22 protein-coding genes are annotated in these 16,894 nt (G+C 46.4%); 7 read left to right on the plus strand and 15 right to left on the minus strand.

Annotated features, from left to right (window positions below; translation table 11 throughout):
- Positions 1 to 62 precede the first annotated feature (62 nt).
- Positions 63 to 896: a MerR family transcriptional regulator gene (locus DWZ56_RS04370; RefSeq protein ID WP_158584443.1), complete on the plus strand. Its 834-nt coding sequence runs from the start codon at positions 63 to 65 to the stop codon at positions 894 to 896.
- A gap of 14 nt (positions 897 to 910) precedes the next feature.
- On the opposite strand, the gene DWZ56_RS04375 is transcribed toward DWZ56_RS04370, so the two are convergent.
- A complete protein-coding gene (locus DWZ56_RS04375) occupies positions 911 to 1,822 on the minus strand; it encodes a helix-turn-helix domain-containing protein (RefSeq protein WP_118555161.1) in 912 nt (303 codons plus the stop codon).
- A 238-nt stretch (positions 1,823 to 2,060) separates the two neighbouring features.
- Between DWZ56_RS04375 and DWZ56_RS04380 the strand changes: the two genes are divergently transcribed.
- The 4 genes from DWZ56_RS04380 to DWZ56_RS04395 all read left to right on the plus strand — a co-directional run bounded on the left by DWZ56_RS04380 (position 2,061) and on the right by DWZ56_RS04395 (position 6,070).
- A complete protein-coding gene (locus DWZ56_RS04380) occupies positions 2,061 to 3,425 on the plus strand; it encodes an ABC transporter substrate-binding protein (RefSeq protein ID WP_158584444.1) in 1,365 nt (454 codons plus the stop codon).
- A gap of 93 nt (positions 3,426 to 3,518) precedes the next feature.
- Complete coding sequence (locus DWZ56_RS04385; RefSeq protein ID WP_118555163.1) at positions 3,519 to 4,415, plus strand: carbohydrate ABC transporter permease; 897 nt, start codon at positions 3,519 to 3,521, stop codon at positions 4,413 to 4,415.
- Between the two features lie 4 nt (positions 4,416 to 4,419).
- On the plus strand, positions 4,420 to 5,280 hold the full coding sequence (locus DWZ56_RS04390) for a carbohydrate ABC transporter permease (RefSeq protein ID WP_176928131.1): 861 nt from the start codon (positions 4,420 to 4,422) through the stop codon (positions 5,278 to 5,280).
- A 37-nt stretch (positions 5,281 to 5,317) separates the two neighbouring features.
- Positions 5,318 to 6,070 (plus strand): hypothetical protein, encoded by a 753-nt coding sequence (locus DWZ56_RS04395; protein ID WP_118555164.1) that lies wholly within the window; start codon positions 5,318 to 5,320, stop codon positions 6,068 to 6,070.
- 23 nt (positions 6,071 to 6,093) lie between these two features.
- Here DWZ56_RS04395 and DWZ56_RS04400 read toward each other — a convergent pair whose 3' ends face one another.
- Complete coding sequence (locus DWZ56_RS04400) at positions 6,094 to 7,764, minus strand: recombinase family protein (RefSeq protein ID WP_118555165.1); 1,671 nt, start codon at positions 7,762 to 7,764, stop codon at positions 6,094 to 6,096.
- Positions 7,765 to 7,962, minus strand: coding sequence for a hypothetical protein (locus DWZ56_RS04405; RefSeq protein ID WP_054328110.1), 198 nt, complete (start codon positions 7,960 to 7,962; stop codon positions 7,765 to 7,767).
- Between DWZ56_RS04405 and DWZ56_RS23430 the strand changes: the two genes are divergently transcribed.
- Positions 7,936 to 8,175: a hypothetical protein gene (locus tag DWZ56_RS23430; protein WP_021682886.1), complete on the plus strand. Its 240-nt coding sequence runs from the start codon at positions 7,936 to 7,938 to the stop codon at positions 8,173 to 8,175. The genes DWZ56_RS04405 and DWZ56_RS23430 overlap by 27 nt on opposite strands.
- Positions 8,176 to 8,203: 28 nt before the next feature.
- Here the strand turns inward: DWZ56_RS23430 and DWZ56_RS04415 are convergent, their stop codons facing one another.
- The 8 genes from DWZ56_RS04415 to DWZ56_RS04450 form a co-directional block, all read right to left on the minus strand.
- Complete coding sequence (locus DWZ56_RS04415) at positions 8,204 to 9,541, minus strand: virulence-associated E family protein (RefSeq protein ID WP_118555166.1); 1,338 nt, start codon at positions 9,539 to 9,541, stop codon at positions 8,204 to 8,206.
- A complete protein-coding gene (locus DWZ56_RS04420; RefSeq protein ID WP_099323100.1) occupies positions 9,510 to 10,154 on the minus strand; it encodes a CHC2 zinc finger domain-containing protein in 645 nt (214 codons plus the stop codon). Before DWZ56_RS04420 ends, DWZ56_RS04415 begins: the two co-directional genes overlap by 32 nt.
- Positions 10,155 to 10,219: 65 nt before the next feature.
- Positions 10,220 to 11,800 (minus strand): MobQ family relaxase, encoded by a 1,581-nt coding sequence (gene mobQ, locus DWZ56_RS04425; protein WP_118392446.1) that lies wholly within the window; start codon positions 11,798 to 11,800, stop codon positions 10,220 to 10,222.
- A 186-nt stretch (positions 11,801 to 11,986) separates the two neighbouring features.
- A complete protein-coding gene (locus DWZ56_RS04430) occupies positions 11,987 to 12,505 on the minus strand; it encodes a signal peptidase II (RefSeq protein WP_109258347.1) in 519 nt (172 codons plus the stop codon).
- Between the two features lie 31 nt (positions 12,506 to 12,536).
- Positions 12,537 to 12,857, minus strand: coding sequence for a TfoX/Sxy family protein (locus DWZ56_RS04435; protein WP_109258346.1), 321 nt, complete (start codon positions 12,855 to 12,857; stop codon positions 12,537 to 12,539).
- Between the two features lie 294 nt (positions 12,858 to 13,151).
- The gene (locus DWZ56_RS04440; RefSeq protein ID WP_009323503.1) at positions 13,152 to 13,448 is read right to left on the minus strand and encodes a DUF3847 domain-containing protein; all 297 of its coding nucleotides are present in this window, start codon (positions 13,446 to 13,448) and stop codon (positions 13,152 to 13,154) included.
- Positions 13,441 to 13,782, minus strand: a complete 342-nt coding sequence (locus DWZ56_RS04445) for a DeoR family transcriptional regulator (RefSeq protein ID WP_006873175.1) — start codon at positions 13,780 to 13,782, stop codon at positions 13,441 to 13,443. The genes DWZ56_RS04440 and DWZ56_RS04445 overlap by 8 nt, the downstream gene beginning before the upstream one ends.
- Positions 13,779 to 13,967 (minus strand): hypothetical protein, encoded by a 189-nt coding sequence (locus tag DWZ56_RS04450; RefSeq protein WP_003020302.1) that lies wholly within the window; start codon positions 13,965 to 13,967, stop codon positions 13,779 to 13,781. Before DWZ56_RS04450 ends, DWZ56_RS04445 begins: the two co-directional genes overlap by 4 nt.
- A 483-nt stretch (positions 13,968 to 14,450) precedes the next feature.
- Between DWZ56_RS04450 and DWZ56_RS04460 the strand changes: the two genes are divergently transcribed.
- Positions 14,451 to 15,257 carry a helix-turn-helix domain-containing protein gene (locus tag DWZ56_RS04460; RefSeq protein WP_117534455.1) on the plus strand — a complete coding sequence of 269 codons (807 nt, stop codon included), beginning with the start codon at positions 14,451 to 14,453 and terminating at the stop codon, positions 15,255 to 15,257.
- Positions 15,258 to 15,350: 93 nt separating this feature from the next.
- On the opposite strand, the gene DWZ56_RS04465 is transcribed toward DWZ56_RS04460, so the two are convergent.
- The 4 genes from DWZ56_RS04465 to DWZ56_RS04480 are packed head-to-tail and all read right to left on the minus strand — an operon-like array spanning position 15,351 to position 16,788.
- Positions 15,351 to 15,656, minus strand: a complete 306-nt coding sequence (locus DWZ56_RS04465) for a hypothetical protein (RefSeq protein WP_021425049.1) — start codon at positions 15,654 to 15,656, stop codon at positions 15,351 to 15,353.
- Positions 15,657 to 15,709: 53 nt separating this feature from the next.
- The gene (locus DWZ56_RS04470) at positions 15,710 to 16,123 is read right to left on the minus strand and encodes a DUF3795 domain-containing protein (RefSeq protein WP_117505909.1); all 414 of its coding nucleotides are present in this window, start codon (positions 16,121 to 16,123) and stop codon (positions 15,710 to 15,712) included.
- Positions 16,124 to 16,178: 55 nt separating this feature from the next.
- Positions 16,179 to 16,556: a TnpV protein gene (locus tag DWZ56_RS04475; RefSeq protein WP_118555167.1), complete on the minus strand. Its 378-nt coding sequence runs from the start codon at positions 16,554 to 16,556 to the stop codon at positions 16,179 to 16,181.
- Positions 16,516 to 16,788, minus strand: a complete 273-nt coding sequence (locus DWZ56_RS04480; protein WP_002593556.1) for a helix-turn-helix domain-containing protein — start codon at positions 16,786 to 16,788, stop codon at positions 16,516 to 16,518. Before DWZ56_RS04480 ends, DWZ56_RS04475 begins: the two co-directional genes overlap by 41 nt.
- Positions 16,789 to 16,894 lie beyond the last annotated feature (106 nt).

Genomic DNA, 16,894 nt, shown 5'->3' on the forward strand with positions numbered 1-16,894 from the left:
CAAATGGCGGCAGAGGAACGGCCGGCCTGTGGCAGGCATCAAAGATAAGTGAGGCGATGGATATGACAATTAAAGAAGTGGAAGAGAAAACGGGGCTGTCGCGCTCCAACATCAGGTTTTATGAAAAAGAGGGGCTGATCCAGCCGGAACGCAACGATAAAAACGGTTACCGGGACTATACAGAGGAAAACGTTCTGGAAATCAAAAGAATTGCCTTTTTGAGGAGCCTGAATCTGCCGGTGGAGAGCATTCGAGACTGCGTGAATGGGAAGATACAGCTGAATGCCCTGTTAAGAAAGCAGAATGAGCAGCTGGATCAGGAGATAGTGAAGCTCACAAGATCGAAAAACGTATGCAGCCGGATGCTTGAGGATAATGTGGATTCCTATGAGAAATTGGACATAGACCACTATATCGGCGATATGGGCGGATACGTCAGGGAAAACAGGGAGCTGTTTTCTCTGGATGCGCTGACCTTTGTGAAAGTATGGGGCGGTGTGGCTGTATGGATAGCGCTTACAGCTCTTTGCCTGCTCATCGCTGCGGTATCGTTTTACTTTCTGCCGGAACGGATTCCGATCCAGTGGAGCGGCGGACAGGCGGCGAATGAGACAGGCCGTTTAGTGATTTTCGCTTATCCGGCCGCCTGTGTTATCATCCGCCTGCTATTGCGTCCCTTTATATGGAGATGGCTGGGGAATATGGGGCAGGCGGATCTGGTGACCGATTACCTCACCAACTTTCTGTGCTTTGTGGCCTGTTCCGCACAGATGTTTACAGTTCTGTTCGTATTCGGTGTCATGAAGCATATCACAGCAGTGCTGGCAGTGGATGCTTTGGTCTTTTTCATTGTCCTGTATAAGGGGCTGATGAAAATGAGCGGACAGAAACAGTAAATTTTCAAATGTATTCAGTTTGTTTTAAATACTGGCTTTTTGGCCAGCACTTTGCATTTGTAAAAGGTTTTTCGATATTCGCCGGGTGTCATCCCTTCCATTTGCCGAAAGACCCGGATAAAATACTTTTCGTCTGTATAGCCGCAGGCAAATGCGGTTTCTTTAATTGAGAGTTCCCCGGAGGACAGCAGTCCCTTGGCGGCATCAATTCTTGTTCTGTGAACAAATTTAATCAGATTTTTCCCCGTATACTTCTTGAATGTGTAGGACAGGTAATCCGGATTATAATGAAAGAGAGAAGCCAGATATTTAACGGTGACGGGCTTTCGGTAATTAATCCGGATCCACTCTTTGATGTAATTGATATGGGCAGGTACACCGGGAGCAGACAGATAGTGATTTAAGAATTCATGAGTCAGCTCCATGAGCAGCAGGTTTAATGAGTAATGTATCAGATAGCTGGAGTATACCGGTTCTATTTTAGAGAGGTTCAGCATCTGCGAAAATAGCTGTAATAGGATACCGGAATCAGAAATGGTTCCGGCCTCCGGCAGGATAAAGCAGTCCAGCCCGTTTAAAGGACTGGAGGCCAGACGGCTGTTCAGAAAACCGCTTAGGGCATGCTTATCACAGCATGTAAATGGACAATCCTCCCGGAGATGAAAATGCACCCAGAAATATGAGAGTTTTTCTTTTGTAATCCTGTATCCGTAATGCTCAAGCCCGGCATAAAGAATGAGAAACTGCTGTGGACCGGTCACGTACTCATGTCCTTCCGTTCCCATATAAAGAGTCCCTTCGGTTACATAAATGAACACATAATAGTCCAACCTGCGCCGCTGATGAAAAAAGCCGCCATCACTGTGCATATGTCCACAGTCTATATATTGAATTGGATGTGCGCAGATGGTGATTAAATATATCATATAAGATCTGTCCACCTTTTCTCTGTTATGGATGTTGTTTTCAATTGCTATATTTACTATACTTTGTTTAACAAATATGCCGGATAATACTTAAAATAGTCAAAAATATATGTTATTATATCACAATTATCGGCGGCGCCGCAAACCAATATATGGTAAAAGTGATCAATTACCGGTATACATATTTTGACTTTATAAATTGTGGAATATGTTGGGATTTGTAAAAGGAGGATTTAAGATGCTTAGGAGAAAAAAGATTTATTCACTTCTGACAGCTGTTTGCCTTTCCGCAGCGGTCCTGTCGGGCTGTACGGGAAATGAAAAGGGAAAGGAGACGGACGGTCAGAACCAACGCACATCGTCTGTGCAGACAGAGACACAGAGTACTGCAGGAGCACAGACTGGCGATGCGGTTGAAATCCGTTTTGCCTGGTGGGGCGGAGATGCAAGACATGAAGCTACACTGAAGGCGATTGAGGCTTATAAGGATATCGCCCCGAATGTAACAATCGTACCGGAGTATCAGGGATGGGACGGCTATGAGGACAAGATGGCCACACAGCTGGCAGGAAAGACACAGCCGGATATCATGCAGGTGGGGTACACAACAATCATGAGCTGGGGAGAGAAGTTCGACTGTTTCCTGGACTTTAAGAGTCAGGACACGCTGGATCTCGGCCTGTTTGACGAGAACTTCATCAATAATTTCGGTACTTATGCGGACGGCAGAACCATTGCTGTTCCGGCAGGTATCAGCTCCTATAATCTGGTGGTGAACAAAACAGTGACAGATGCGGTGGGCATTGTGGTACCGGATCAGATGACCTGGGAAGAATTTATAGAAACCGGTAAAAAGGTGCACGAGGCGAATCCGGATTACTATATGATAACGAGTAACGACGATAACTGGAACCATATGCTTCGTTCCTATATCCGACAGATGTCAGGGCGCTGGAGCATAGAGGATGATTATACGGTCATACAGGATAAGGAAGTATTGGTAAGCGCCTTTACCTTCCTGCAGACACTGTTTAAGGAAGGTGTGGCAGAGCCGATGGAAACCGCATATCCGTACTATGCGAACATTGCGGAGAACAAAAAGTGGCTTTCCAATGAGATCGCCTGCTTTTACTGTGCATCATCCGCGATCGGCAATATAAAGGCGGATGGTATGAACCTGGATGTTGTATCCATACCTATTGCGGATGAAGCGAAGAAAACCGGTGTGATCACCATGCCCTCACAGATGTTCGCTGTAACGGATAATGAAAAGTCAGTAGAAGCGCTTAAATTTCTGGAGTTTTTGTACTCGGATCAAACCGCAGTTGAAATTTTGAAAGACTGCCGCGGCGTCCCCGCCGCCGGAGTGGCCAGAGACCTGCTGGCAAAGAAAGATATGCTGGATCCGGTCATCAACAAGGCTGTGAATATTGCGCTGGAGAATACGGATGCTCCTCCCAGCGTGCTTTCGGAAAACGCCGAAATATATGGTGTGCTGTTCCCGCTTATGCAGGAACTCTGCTATGAGGCGATCACACCGGAAGATGCGGCGGACCGCATGATCGAAGAATGCCAGGAGATCCTGGACGAGATGAAGAAATAAGAAGATATGCCCGGCAGAATCCCGGCGGACTTTTGCCGGGCATGTGTTATCGTCCGTTTGAAAATCAGCCGGTTTTAGGGAGGGGATCGGATTATGAAGAAAAGTACGTTTATTACCAGAAGAAATAATCAGGGGTATCTGTATCTGGCCCCCTGGATCATAGGTTTCCTGGTATTTCAGCTGTACCCTTTGCTGCTGTCACTGTTTTACTCATTGACGGACTACAGCTTTGGTGACCAGTTCCGTTTTGTGGGTATGACTAACTATATAAAACTGTTTGCGAAAGACCACGAGTTCCGCAATTCCCTGGCGGTTACATTTAAGTATGTGTTTTTATCTGTTCCGATGAAGCTGCTTTGCGCTCTGTTGGTGGCGATGATATTAAATGTGCAGCTGAAGGGAATGAACTGGTATCGCACCATCTACTATTTGCCGTCAATCATGGGGGGCAGTGTTGCTATCGCAATTCTGTGGAGAAACCTGTTTGCGGCGGACGGTATCATCAATACGGCACTTACTTACATCGGGTTGGACAGTGTTGGTTGGCTGACCAATCCAAAGGTATCCATAATGACGATCAGCCTGCTGTCGGTATGGCAGTTTGGATCCTCAATGATCTTTTTTCTGGCGGCTTTAAAGCAGGTGCCTAAAGAGCTTTATGAAGCGGCCAGAGTGGACGGATCATCCGGAGTGCGGATATTCTTTCATATCACATTGCCGATGATTAGCCCAATGATACTCTTTAATATGATTATGCAGCTGATCAACGCATTTCAGGAGTATACGGCGCCTGCGATCATCACCAACGGAGGTCCGATGAAATCCACCAAACTGTTCGGGCTCCTGCTCTATGAGACAGGTTTTTCCTATTACAAAATGGGATACGCGTCCGCACAGTCCTGGATACTTTTTGTGATCATCATCGCGTTTACCTGCCTGATTTTTAAGTCGTCGTCCTACTGGACATTTTATGCGGATGGAGGGGTATGAGAGCATGAACAGAACCAGAAAAAGAAATCTGAAAAGACGGTTAAAAAAAGCGGTGTCCTATGTTCTCCTGACGATGCTGGGGCTGCTCTTTTTATACCCCTTCTGTTTTCTGATTTCCGCTTCTTTTAAGACGAACACAGAGCTTTTGACCTCCTACAGCCTGATCCCCAGGCAGATTACGCTGGAATCCTACATAAAGGGGTGGAGAGGTGTGGGAGAGTATTACTTCGGCACATTTATACTGAATTCGGTAAAAATCGTGTTTCCGGTAGTTGTGCTGACCGTTCTCTCCTGCAGTGTGGTAGCATATGGTTTTGCCAGATTTCGGTTTAAAGGTAGAAATCTGCTCTTTGGGCTTATGATCTCTACAATGATGCTGCCCAACGCGGCGACAATCATTCCAAAGTATATTATGTTCCGGCAGTTTAACTGGCTGGATACCTACCTGCCTTTTTGGATTCCGGCGGCCTTTGCGTGTTATCCGTTTTTTATATTTTCTGTAATGCAGTTTATCCGGGGAATCCCGAGAGAAATTGATGAATCGGCTTTCATGGACGGATGCGGTACCCTGCGCATATTTTTAAGAATTATCATGCCGCTTTGCAAACCGGCTCTGTTCTCTGTGGGGATTTTCCAGTTTATCTGGACCTGGAATGATTATTTCAATCCGCTGATATTTATTAACAGCGTCCGAAAGTATAATGTGATGCAGGGGCTGAGACTGAGTATGGACAGCAGCACCAGCATATCCTGGGGGCCTATCATGGCCATGTCCTTTGTCGCCATGCTTCCCTGCATTGTGATTTTCTTCCTGGCTCAGAAATATTTTGTAGAAGGCGTTGCGACTACGGGGCTGAAGGGATGAGGGTATCAGATCTGTTAAGAGGAGGAGAAAGAGAAAAATGGAGTCATTTGATACAATTACGGCGAATATGTATCCGTGGAAAAGGTATGCGGAGAATAAACAACTGGAGACAATGCTTGTATTGTTTGCCGATACGAAAAAAGCACATGCCAGAGTAGGGGATCCGCAGGAGATCCAACGCTATCTGGATTATGCCGAAGATAATCAGGCGAGCTTTGACTGGGTACAGCTGCATAGCGGTTTTTGGTTTAACCATGCGCCATTAAAGAACTATCCGGATGCAGGGATAGAGGTGGATGAAGAAACCAATTCCTTTGTGGACAAGGTCATCAGGCTTTGCAAAGGGAAGGGAAAAAAAGTTTCCTATATGCTGGGCAATTTTACGCCGCTGGATCAGTTACTGAAAGCTTATCCACAGGTCAGAAACCTGAACAACGGCCTGTTTTGGCAGCTGTTATACGATGCGGCATATGGGATCTTAACGCGTTTTCCGCAGCTTGATGAACTGTCCCTGTACTTTTTTGAGTCCATGAATCTGATTCACTATAATAATTTCTTTAAATGTATGAATTACGGTCTGGACATTGATGAAGAAATGATGGAAAAGCATCCGGATCAGATACTGAAACAGGAGTCGCAGTCATGGCCGTATTTAAGCTTTGCAGATCATCTTCGTATGGTGCTTATGGCTGTTGCCTCCGCCTGCCGTGACCTGTTTTATCCCCAATTAGGTGTAAAACTCTGCTCGATGGCGGGCGGCGGCGTACAAAAATCTATATGGTGTTTTTAAGAGAACCGTCCCGGCAGGACAGGTCAGGCAGTGACCTGTTCCACCTCCGGGATGGGTTTGAGATTAAAATGAATTTCGATAGAAATGTGTCTTATTTTATCTTCGTCAATGCGCTCATGCACGACGATTTCTTTGATTAAGCGGTTAAGGGTGGCTGCGTCCAGCTCTGTGATGTTGGCGTATTCCTGAATGGCTTCCACCCATTGTTTTGCGTCATTGGCAAGCTGGACTTCATCGGACAGCCGCTTCCTGCCCTCTGACACTTTTGTTTTAAGCTCCGTCTGCTCGGTCTGTGTCTTTTCCAGCATGGTGTTGAAATTCTGCTCACTGATACGCCCTGCAATCATATCCTCATAAAGCCGCATGACCATTTTGTCCAGAACCTCAATCCGTTCCTCGTCCCTTGTAAGGGAGCGTTCCATTGCTTCCCGCTGTTCCCGCTGCTCGGCTTCGCAGGTATTGGTCAGGCGGTCGGCAACCGCTTCCCCGTCCATCAGGGCGGCTCTGGCACATTCCCGGATTTTTCGCAGCACATGGCTGTAAAGGGTGTCATAATCAATCCGGTGCTGGGTGCAGTGGTTCTTTCCAAAGGCATTGTAGGTCTTGCAGGAATAAATTTGCTGGGGATGTTTTGCGTTTGTGTAGCGTATCGTCAGCGACTTCCCACACTCGCCGCATTTTACCAGTCCGGCAAACAGGCTGATTTCATTGGTCTGTCCCGGACGCTGGCGGGATTTCAGCTTGTTCTGCACAATGTCAAAGCTCATGCGGTCAATCAGCGGTTCATGCTGTCCCTCCACCACAATCCAGTCCTCCGGCTTCTTTTCCCCAATCGTACCGATTTTGAAACGGTAGTCTTTTTTCTGGGAAGCAATCGCCCCGGTGTAGACTGGATTCATCAAAAGGTCTTTGATAACGGAGAAGTCCCACATATACCGCCCGTTTTCCGGGTCTTTCTTTTCCCATTTGGTGCGGGTATTGCGAAGTCCCCGTTCCCGGTTCCACCATGTGGGACAGGGGATTTTTTCTTCTTCCAGCCGTCTGCGGATATAGTTCGGACCATGACCGTTCAGGGCATATCCGAAAATCAGCCGCACAATCGGGGCGGTTTCCTCGTCAATGAGCAGATGGTTTTTGTCCTCCGGGTCTTTCCGATACCCAAACGGGGCAAGACACCCGGTAAACTGTCCTTTCTGCGCTTTCAGAAGATAAGAGGAATGGACTTTCTTGGAAATATCCTTGCTGTACATCTCATTCAGGATATTCTTGAACGGGGCAATGTCGTTGTTATCTCGCAGGGTGTCGATACCGTCATTCATGGCGATATAGCGGACACCGTTTCTTGGGAAAAAGTCCTCAATCAAATGCCCGGTTTGCAGATAGTTACGCCCCAGTCGGCTGAGGTCTTTCGTGATGACAAGGTTGATCTGCCTGCGCTCAATGGCTCTCAACATTCTCTGTAAATCAGGACGCTCCATATTAAGACCTGTGAAGCCATCGTCCTGATAGACTGCCACAACCTCCCATCCCTGCTTTTCGCAGTATTTTTCCAGCATATCACGCTGGTTTGCGATACTGGCACTTTCGCCTTGCAGGTCATCGTCCTTTGACAGCCTGCAATAGACCGCCGCACGATAGCCCCCGGCAAGTGCCTTTCCGATTGTTCTGTATTCCATTTCGTTCATCATAGCCATTTACCCACACAATCCAGACGGTATCTGGCTCTTTTGAACCTCATCTTCATTATACTTCATATCTTTCTTTTTAGCAAGATATTCTTTTGTATTTGTTTTTCCGTATTTCTGGGAAATCAGGCTGACGAATACATCGGTTGCGTCAAGCTCCCCGTCAAACACAGTAGTCACATGAATCTCTGTTTTGTTTTTTGCCATAGGCAGTTATCCTCCATACATGAAAATAGCCAGACAGAGGGTGTCGGCAACGAAGTCCGGCAACGGGCTTCAAAAGACCTTGCAAACAATCTCAATCTGGCGATGGTTACTATTTATACTTTTCTTTTATTTTTCTGTTGTTTTGGTTGTTATAAGGGAGAAAAGCCCGGAAATAAGGGTTTTTCCCCGGCAACCGGCTCGGCAACGGGATAGCAACAGGGGGTGCAACGGGCTGTCATTTTCAGAATGGAAGCTCCATCTGTTCTGTGACCTCCACAAAACCGTCCATTGTTTTTTCAGACGGATTGCCGGAGTCCGTTGCCGGGTTTTCACGCTCCCAGCCCTTTTGCCTGCCATATTCGGAAAACATTCTTGGGTTTTGGAAGTACCGCCAGCCGGAAATGCACTGGTTCATAATCTCGTTGATTTCCCGGATTTCCCATTGCTTCGGCTCGTCAAAGGCATGGTTCAAGGCTTCCTTGTAGAGCTGCTTGGAGCAGACCATGCTCCCGGTGTACTTATCAAGATACGCCTGTATCATCCCGGCTTTGGTGTCCTCCGGCATAAAATCCCGCTGGTGTTCTTTGAGATACCGCTGCATGGCGGGGCTGAAAGCCAGCTTGAACCTGCCGCTTCGGTAAATCTCCATAGCTTCTGCCCACATCTGCTCGATATAGGCTCTGGAAGCAGCTTCATCCTCCAAAATGTGAGCCTCGGCTTGCTCCGGGTACACCATGACGGGGATAAAGCGGCGGTTGCCGGAACGGTCAAGGGGCAGGAAGTCAAGGGCATTGGAAGTGCCGCCAAACACGCACTGACGGGGGCGGTCTGCCGGGTGGGTTTCATAGGGTATCTTGTAAACCTCTTTCTGTCGGCTTAAAAACGACTTGATTTCCTCAATGCTCTTGGCGTTGGCGGTTGCCATCATTTCCGACATTTCGATAATCCAGTGACCTTGCAGCTTGCGGTACACATTGTCATCGTCCAGCTTCCGCAAATCATCGGAGAACCACTCGTCCCGGACTGCCAGCAGACGGAAGAAGGTGGACTTGCCAGCCCCCTGACCGCCTACCAGACAGAGCATGATTTCAAATTTGCACCCCGGCTGAAAGGCTCGTGAGATTGCGCCCAGCAGGAACAGCTTCAACGCTTCATAGGTGTAATCGTCTGCGTCAGCCCCCAGAAAGTGCCGCAGGCAGAAACGGATTCGCTCTGTCCCGTCCCACACAAGGGTATTGAGATAGTCCCGGATGGGATGGTACTTGTTTTCATTCGCCACAATCCCGATGGCGTTATCAATCTTCTTCTCATTGGTAAGCCCGTAGGTTTCTTCCAGATAGAGAAGCAGATACTTCATGTCCGTATCGTTCAGGGCGGTGCTTTCCCTGTGGAAGCCGATGGGCTTTATGATGTCCTTGCGGTCGGTCAGGATGTTGTATGCGATAGCCCCGGAAAGCAGCGGGTCACGCTGGAATACGGTCAGGCAGTTCCGTATGCTCTGACGGACACCGCCTTTCTCGGTAGTTTCCAGCCCCGCCTTGATTTCCTCAATGCTCTGGGGCGGCTGCATGGCGTTCATGGTGTTTTTTAGTTCTTGCTGCGTTTGCGGCGGCAAGCTCTGCCATTCGCTTTTCAAGCTGTATCACATCCTTCCCGTAGTCCGTAATCAAAGCTGCTTTTTCCTCTGTCTCCCCAAAGAGCAGCACATCCAGCAGATATTCCACTTGGTCTTGCTTCTGTAAGGCTTCCACAAACCGTGGATGAAAGGCTTCCTCCGGGGAGTGCGGGGCATAATCCTTTCTCCATGCCCGAAGCAAGTGAAGATAATCGGCAAGAATACGGAAGCAGCGGCTCTTTGCTTCCTGAAACTGTTCCTCCTGGGATTTCTGCCGGGGCTTGGGCTTTTTTACCTTCCCCGGCGGTTTCCAGTCCTCATAGGAAAGCCCGAAGTCCTGTGCCAGCTGTACGGCGGCTTCTTTCTTTCCCAGCCCATACAGGGCGGCGGCAAAATCAATCACATCCCCATCCGCACCGCAGCCGAAGCAGTGGTAACGCCGATCCAGCTTCATGCTTGGGGTTTTATCGTTATGGAACGGGCAACAAGCCATCCCGTTCCGGCCTACACGGATTCCATAATGCTCCGCAGCCTGTCTTGTTGTGACGGACTGCTTCACAGCTTCAAATACATTCAAATCTATCCCTCCTTGAAAAAAAGAAAAGCACCTGACATTCTCAATCTGAAAATGGCAAGTGCCTGTTAAAGTTCCATATCCTGTTGTTTGTGTTTTGTCTGCACCGGGGCAGTTCTTTGTGCTTTTTTCTCGTCCGCCTTATCCTGCAAGACTTCTTTGAGGGGCTGCTTCTTGGGCGGCTCTTTGCTTTCTTCTGTGCCGGGGGTGGCTTTCCGTACCCAGTAGCGGATGTCCCGCAGCTTCTTCAAATCCTCCTGTACCTCGGTCAACGGTATTTTCAGGGCTGCAATTTCTTCCAGAAGCGTTTCCTGCTCCTCTTGCAGTTCCTTTTGGGTGCTGTCCTTATCGTCCGGGTGCTTGGCAAGGTAGGCGGTGGCTTTCGCATACCGGGCAACCTCCGGGTGTTCCTGTTTGAATTTTTCCTTTGTTTTCTTAAAAAATATCTTCTGGTACTTCTCATAGACAGCCTTACATTCTTTGCAGTCTGTCCGGCTGGCAAGAATCCCGTCAATCACTTTGCTTCGGGCTTCCTTTGGCTTCATCTGATTGCGGTAATCTGCGGCTGATTTCCCGGAGGATTCCAGAAATGCTTCTAAGTCCTCCACAGTGGAAAGCCCCTTTTGCCGGAGATAGGACAGGGCTTCGCTGACTGCCTTTAAGTCCTGTGAAGTCCCCCGGTTCTGTCCAGCCCTTGTCCAGTCCTTCCGTTCTTCCTTTCGTATCGCCATATACTTCATCAGCAGATTGGGAAGAAGTGTTGCTTCCTCCGCCGCCTTTTGTGCAAGCAGCTCTTTCCGTTTTTCGCCCAGCTCGGTAATCCAGCCTTTGAGGTTTTGGATAAGCTGCCGGATGGACTTCATCAGATTGTTGGCAGCTCTGATTTCCCGGTTCAGGTTTCCGATATTCGTCTGGATACCCCGCTTTTCCATCTGCCGGACAGCAGCTCCCTCATGGACAGTAGGGACTATATCAAGCCCCTGTCTGGCATAGGAACGCAAGTCCACACGCTCCGGGCGGTCATTGGCTTCCAGATAGCGGTTCTGGATGACCTCCCATTCATGCCGCCAGATTTCACAATACTTCTGGTCGTTCCAGTCAACCGTATCCTCCTTGTGGCTTTTCCATCTGCCGGACGGAAGTTTGATCCGTTCCCCATTCTCGTCAAGGTCATAAACCTTGCGGCTCTTGGGAAGCCATTTCCCATGTTCGTCCATTGCCCTCATAGTGAGCAGGACATGGGCGTGGGGATTGTGTCCCGGCGGATGGGGGTCATGGATTGCAAAATCAGCAATCATGCCTTTGGAAACAAACTGCTGCTCACAAAACTCCCGTACAAGGACAGCGTACTGGTCAGGCGGTATCTCTCTGGGGATGGTAAGCACCCACCGCCTTGCAAGCTGGGAGTTCCATTGTTTCTCCACCGCTTCGGCGGCGTTCCATAGGGTATTGCGGTCTGCATATTTCTGTGGGGCATTTGCCGGAAGAAGGATTTCATTGTGGACGATACCACGCTTTTCCGGGTAGTGCTTCACTTCCTGGTCGTATTCACAGAACAGCTTTTCGCCGCTCTGGTAGGCAGCGGCGGCAACCGCAGACTGCTGTTGGCTTCGCTGTACAATAGAAATTTCGTTGTGTGGACATGGCATTTTGTGTCCCTCCTTTCTATGCTTGGTGGATGGGGTGGAGTTTTACCACCTCATTTTTGGCAGAAAAAAAGCAGGAGATCTTTTTTAGATTTCCTGCTCGGTGTGCCGCTTTGTAGGTGGCGGGTATTTAGTTGTGAAAGTTCGGGACAAGTTGACCCGATGTATAAGAAATAATAAACCAGAAGTTTACAAGCTAAATTTGTTACAACAAAAATGTAAATACTCTTTAACCGATATTTCTTTGCTATTCAAAATTCCAATAACAACAAATATAACTTCTGCAACTGTAAGATAGCAGTCTTTCAAATCAAAAATAAAAAGGGTAGGTATCTGCAAAAAATCTAAACTTCCACCCCAAAACACCTTATCAATCAAGCTACATAAACATCCCGATATGCCACAAATCATTATCATTTTTACCCAAAAACTTGTATGTGCTCTTTTTGCCTGATATAGCATATATCCTGATAAAAAGAGGAACAAAACAAACACATTCAATAAAATGGTAACAAACGGACTTGATAATAATTCGAAGAAATTGCCAGCATAAGATAAACGAGTATTTAGTTCTGGATTAAATCTTAAAACTTTGGCTATTATATCAAATTCGTATTTCATAAATACTTTTGAAATTACTATTTTAACCATCTGGTCAATTAGAACCAATAATGCCACAGGTATAATAAACGGCTTAAACTTTTCCATCAGTAATACTTCCTCTCAAATTATTATTTTATTATTTCTTCTTTTTCGATTTAGGGGTAGGCAATTCTTCATACATAGCATTAAACAATCCTGTCAAAAACTCTTTATTATCAACTTCATCTACCAACAACATTTCTTTTGCTCCCTCGTAAGGTAACTCATACGAAACCGTTGGCATATAACTTATTGCTGATTTTACTGGTTTGACAAGTAATCTATCATCATAGATACCGCCTACAATCTTACCACAATAATAAATGACAAATTCGCCCATCATAGCTCGATAGGTAATTTCATTCAAGTCAGATAACTGACCTAAAATAAATTCTAAATATTCTTTGCTGGATGCCATAACTTTACCTCAATTTCTAAATTTATTACTGACTTCATTATACTTTATTGCTTATCGAAAAGATAGCATATTTTATGAAACTTGTCGGCTGGGAACAGCTTGCAACGCAAGGTGTCCCCAGATGGCAAGTCCACAAAAGGGTAGCTGGCGGCAGCCAGCGCAGGGGAAGCGTAGCGTCCCCTGTTTGATTTGGAGCAGACCATGACTGCGGAAAATCACAGCCCTCCGGCGAGGAGCCTTCGGAGAACGCAATGCACCAACCTCTGGGTGGTGTATAATTGCGCCCTTAGTAAACTAAGGGGTTTCCGGCTTCTTCCGTTCCAGCAGTTTTTTCAATAGTTCCTGCGTGTCCTGTCTGTGAAAAATGAGTTTCAACAACAGCATGATATCATCATCTGTCAGGCGTTCCGGCTCTTGCAGAAAACTTTCCAGCATACCGCCACGAGTACAGAGCCGGTGCGTCCGTTCCTTTCGGGTAAGCTGCTTCAACTGATGCTGCAATGCCTTTTCATCATTGATAGCTTTCCGCAGTTTCTTTTCGCTTTTCTCCAGCTCCCGGTTGAGCTTTTCAAGTTTTGAGCTATCAGGCAAGGGCAGCGTCCTCCTTTCCCGGTATCAGCACATAAATCCTGTTCGGCTCTCCAACGCCCTGACGCACCCGCATGATAAGTCCTGCGTTTTCCAGTTCATTCAAAGAACGCTTGACCGTCATAGGACTGCGGGACAGGACTGCGGCAATGGCTGTGACAGGGAAGCAGACAAACAGGATTCCGTTCTCGTCCTCCTGCCCTTTGGATAGCATAGCGTCCAGCATCCGGCAGTACATGACCTTTGCGGTGCTGCTGACTGGAAATCCTGTCAACGCTCTGGGAAATGGCATACAGGGCGGCAGTGGTGTGTCTATCGTCATAAATTCAAAATTCATTCGGTGTGTTCCTCCTTTTTCTTTGCTCGTTTGGATAAATAACGGGGGCAGTCAATCACAACCGCCCGGAAGCTCTGCTTGCACCCATGCTGGCATTTCCGGCATAATTCGTTGTAAGTGACACGCCCCCGGTCATTGAGGTAAAAGGAAAGCTCCTGTTTCCTCTTTTTGCTCATTCTCGGCATATTGCGCTTCCTCCCGTTTTTGTGTATGGTTTCGGGGCGATTTTCGGAAAAATTACAGCCATAGAGCCGCCTAAAATCTCCCGAAGTATCAGCGATAGGGTAGACTATCCCCCTATCAGATTGTCGTGTTTCGGTATCATTTCGGTGTCAGTTCGCCAGTTCTCCCCGGTGTCGTTCCTCCCCTGAATCTCACAGCGGCGTATCGCTCCCTTTGGTACGCTCGTTTCGGTCAGGGTTCCTCCACATCCCTGCCAAAAGTCATGGCACTACATCGCCGGGGAAGCATATCCCACACAGGCTGGTCATTCGATTGGAATAATCCATCGATGAACTACCTGTATCATAGAACATTTTTGTGCCCTGTGCCGTATGTCCACAAAGTAGGAATTAGGAGTAAAAATCAGAAATTTCCACGATTGCGGAAAGTGTGATATAATCCAGTTAAGCGGCAGCAATGAAACCGCCGGAAAGGAGTGTGCGCCCATGAAAGGAGCAACAAGCATACAGGAACGCCTTTGGGAACTCCGCAAGGACAAAGGCTTAAATCTGGAAGAACTATCAAAGCTGACGGGTATTTCCAAATCTGCTCTCGGAAGTTATGAAAAAGAGGATTTTAAGGAAATCAATCATGGCAACCTTATCACGCTGGCAGACTTCTATGGGGTTTCCGTTGATTATCTACTGTGCCGGACAGAGAACAGGGAGCAGATCAACACGTCATTGACGGAGCTGCATTTGAATGATGAGATGGTAGCACTTCTGAAAAGCAGTCGGATTAACAACCGTCTGCTCTGTGAGCTTGCCACACATAAAGATTTTATCAAGTTTCTTGCAGACATTGAGATTTATGTGGACGGGATTGCCACCATGCAGATTCAAAATCTCAATGCACTTGTCGATACCGTCCGGCATGAAATCATTGAACGGTATCGCCCCGGCGAAGATGACCCGCATTTGAAAGTGCTGCAAGCCGCCCATATCAGCGATGATGAGTATTTTAGTCACATGGTTCTGGATGACCTCAACCTCATTATCCGGGATATTCGGGAAGCCCACAAAAAGGACAGTGAGAGTGCACCCCAGACCACCGTTGCCGATGAACTGAAAGAAAATCTGGAAGCGGTCGAAAATTTCAAGGGCAGCCGGGATGAAAAGCTGGTTGTCCTTTACTGCAAGCAACTTGGTATCAACTATAAAAATCTGTCAGATGAAGAATTTCGCTGGCTCATTCGGATTCTCAAAAAATCAAAGAAAATGGGAACGCCTATCAGCCAAAGGAAAAAACGGTAAAGAAAAACCGCTGTTGCATGGTTTGTTAGCTTCCATGTAGCAGCGGTTTTTACTGTGGTTATTCAGTTGAAAATCAGAACGATAAACTGGGATTTACGAAAATCTTTTTTGAATCTTATACAGCCATATACTACAAATAACAGCTATAAATAATATAAATATAACTGCAATAGAAATAGCATAATCTTTCGGTAATATAACTGCAATCACTCCAGAGAACAAAAGACAAATTCCTATCAATAAAACAGGCTTTCCTAATGCTTTTGCATATCCTTTTCTGTCGTTTGTGGTTTCAAATACTTTGCCATGAACAGAAGAATAATTTCCTTTTAATAGAGAAAAACTAACAAATATGAGAAGAGCAGAACAGAACCACATCATTATACTAAAGCCTATCATAATATATCCCTCCATCAATTCTAATTTTCTTAGTTCTATAAACTGAAATTTTGTTATTTCATTTTTTCTTGACACTCGCTACATTCTTTATCGTGAATAGAAATAATGCCACCGCATTTAGGACAAGTATATTTTATTTTCTGCTGTTCCATGAAATGTTCCAAACCATGTCCTTGAACAAAACGGCTATTTTCTATAAGACTTGCTTGATACCGTTTATTATAGCTTTTTTCAAGATTTTTAATCAACTTACATGGATATTCAGCACATTCAAAACAATAGGATAACGATTTTCCTTTGATGCAATCCTTTATTTTGCATTTACGACAATGTTCTGGTTTCCCTTTATCACTATTCAAGCACCCAGAACAAGTTTTTTTATTGTAACAGTGCTTATAACAAACCTTACAATTCATTCCGCATGGGGCAAACATGCTTATATCAATTTTTTCTTTTGACATTTTCATAGTTGTTTACTCCTTTCAACAAATTCTTATTTGTCATAATCATTCTACCATACCGTTATGAATAAATCATCTCTTGCAAAATAATTTCTTCTGCCCGGTTGTGAATGCTATTGCAACGCTGCACCCATTCCATTTCTTGGGTTCGTTTCAATTCCTCGGTCACGCCCTCGGTGGCTTTCATCTGCTCCATGATAGTGTCTAACCGTTCCTGTGCCTGTTCGTTCAGGTCTGCAAGATATGTCCACAATTCTCCGGTCAGTATCAATGTATTCAATCTGGCTGGGTGGACTTCCCTTAAATATTCCCGGTGCATCCGTCCGTACTTTCCGATAGGGCGGTGTTCCTCCGGCAGTTTCAAGTCCGGGATGTAGTAATCTCCGACAAGGATATAATCAATTCCGTTTTCCGTTATTCTTGGTTTCAATTCTCTCATGTTCCTTACCTCCTGTGGAAGCAGGCTCGTCTGGTACTAACTCAATCACATCGGTAATCTCACAATTCAGCGTTTCACAGATACGGGCTAATGTGTCCATGCTGATGTGCTTTCCCTCTTTGCTCATGTTGGCAATCATATTCGTTGTCATACCAGCGGCAAGCCTTAAATCCTCTTTCCTCATATCACGCTCTAACAGTGTGTGCCAGAGTGGTTTATAGCTGATGTGCATATTGTTTTCCTGCCTTTCTATCCATACCACCGGGGCGGCTGCCCCGGCAGGAACTTTTCTCTTATTATAGCACCAATCTTGTGTAATCACAATTTATTCTTGTAGA

The organism is Lachnotalea sp. AF33-28, from assembly GCF_003477885.1.
Taxonomy (GTDB): Bacteria; Bacillota; Clostridia; order Lachnospirales; family Lachnospiraceae; genus AF33-28.

Coding starts and splice junctions, on each gene's coding strand:
- DWZ56_RS04370 (WP_158584443.1), top strand. CDS start 63: ATGACAATTAAAGAAGTGGAAGAGAAAACGGGGCTGTCGCGCTCCAAC.
- DWZ56_RS04375 (WP_118555161.1), bottom strand. CDS start 1,822: ATGATATATTTAATCACCATCTGCGCACATCCAATTCAATATATAGAC.
- DWZ56_RS04380 (WP_158584444.1), top strand. CDS start 2,061: ATGCTTAGGAGAAAAAAGATTTATTCACTTCTGACAGCTGTTTGCCTT.
- DWZ56_RS04385 (WP_118555163.1), top strand. CDS start 3,519: ATGAAGAAAAGTACGTTTATTACCAGAAGAAATAATCAGGGGTATCTG.
- DWZ56_RS04390 (WP_176928131.1), top strand. CDS start 4,420: ATGAACAGAACCAGAAAAAGAAATCTGAAAAGACGGTTAAAAAAAGCG.
- DWZ56_RS04395 (WP_118555164.1), top strand. CDS start 5,318: ATGGAGTCATTTGATACAATTACGGCGAATATGTATCCGTGGAAAAGG.
- DWZ56_RS04400 (WP_118555165.1), bottom strand. CDS start 7,764: ATGGCTATGATGAACGAAATGGAATACAGAACAATCGGAAAGGCACTT.
- DWZ56_RS23430 (WP_021682886.1), top strand. CDS start 7,936: ATGAATCTCTGTTTTGTTTTTTGCCATAGGCAGTTATCCTCCATACAT.
- DWZ56_RS04405 (WP_054328110.1), bottom strand. CDS start 7,962: ATGGCAAAAAACAAAACAGAGATTCATGTGACTACTGTGTTTGACGGG.
- DWZ56_RS04415 (WP_118555166.1), bottom strand. CDS start 9,541: ATGAACGCCATGCAGCCGCCCCAGAGCATTGAGGAAATCAAGGCGGGG.
- mobQ (WP_118392446.1), bottom strand. CDS start 11,800: ATGCCATGTCCACACAACGAAATTTCTATTGTACAGCGAAGCCAACAG.
- DWZ56_RS04430 (WP_109258347.1), bottom strand. CDS start 12,505: ATGGAAAAGTTTAAGCCGTTTATTATACCTGTGGCATTATTGGTTCTA.
- DWZ56_RS04435 (WP_109258346.1), bottom strand. CDS start 12,857: ATGGCATCCAGCAAAGAATATTTAGAATTTATTTTAGGTCAGTTATCT.
- DWZ56_RS04445 (WP_006873175.1), bottom strand. CDS start 13,782: ATGAATTTTGAATTTATGACGATAGACACACCACTGCCGCCCTGTATG.
- DWZ56_RS04450 (WP_003020302.1), bottom strand. CDS start 13,967: ATGCCGAGAATGAGCAAAAAGAGGAAACAGGAGCTTTCCTTTTACCTC.
- DWZ56_RS04460 (WP_117534455.1), top strand. CDS start 14,451: ATGAAAGGAGCAACAAGCATACAGGAACGCCTTTGGGAACTCCGCAAG.
- DWZ56_RS04465 (WP_021425049.1), bottom strand. CDS start 15,656: ATGATAGGCTTTAGTATAATGATGTGGTTCTGTTCTGCTCTTCTCATA.
- DWZ56_RS04470 (WP_117505909.1), bottom strand. CDS start 16,123: ATGAAAATGTCAAAAGAAAAAATTGATATAAGCATGTTTGCCCCATGC.
- DWZ56_RS04475 (WP_118555167.1), bottom strand. CDS start 16,556: ATGAGAGAATTGAAACCAAGAATAACGGAAAACGGAATTGATTATATC.
- DWZ56_RS04480 (WP_002593556.1), bottom strand. CDS start 16,788: ATGCACATCAGCTATAAACCACTCTGGCACACACTGTTAGAGCGTGAT.